This is a genomic window from Veillonella sp. 3_1_44 (assembly GCF_000163715.1).
Classification (GTDB): Bacteria; Bacillota; Negativicutes; order Veillonellales; family Veillonellaceae; genus Veillonella; species Veillonella parvula_A.
In genome coordinates, this window is sequence record NZ_GG770214.1 from 1 (window position 1) to 644 (window position 644).

Here is a 644-nt window from a genome sequence, read left to right on the forward strand (position 1 = left end):
AAGGTTTACAACACCTGTTACGTCTGTTGTACGGAAGTAGAATTGTGGACGGTAGTTGGAGAAGAATGGAGTATGACGGCCACCTTCTTCTTTAGTCAATACGTATACTTCTGCTTTGAATTTTGTGTGTGGGTTGATGGAGCCTGGTTTAGCCAATACTTGACCACGTTCGATGTCTTTACGATCAACACCACGAAGCAATGCACCTACGTTGTCACCTGCTACTGCAGAATCCAACACTTTACGGAACATTTCAAGACCTGTTACTACATATTGTTCAGCTTTTTCTTTCAAGCCTACTACTTCAACAGTATCACCAACGTTTACTTGACCACGTTCAACACGGCCAGTTGCTACTGTACCACGACCAGTGATTGTGAAAACGTCTTCCACAGGCATCAAGAATGGTTTATCAGTATCACGAACTGGTGTTGGGATGTAGGAGTCTACAGCGTCCATCAATTCGTCAATTTTAGCTACATATTGAGCATCGCCTTCCAAAGCTTTCAACGCGGAACCTACAACGATAGGTACTTCGTCGCCAGGGAATTCGTAGGAAGAAAGAAGTTCACGAACTTCCATTTCTACCAATTCGATCAATTCTTCATCGTCAACCATGTCAGCTTTGTTCAAGAATACTACAA

At 43.0% G+C, this 644-nt stretch carries 1 protein-coding gene; it reads right to left on the reverse strand.

What is annotated here, in order from left to right; genetic code table 11:
- The coding region (locus HMPREF0873_RS09790) for an EF-Tu/IF-2/RF-3 family GTPase (RefSeq protein WP_008715903.1) at positions 1 to 644 on the reverse strand (644 nt) is incomplete at both ends.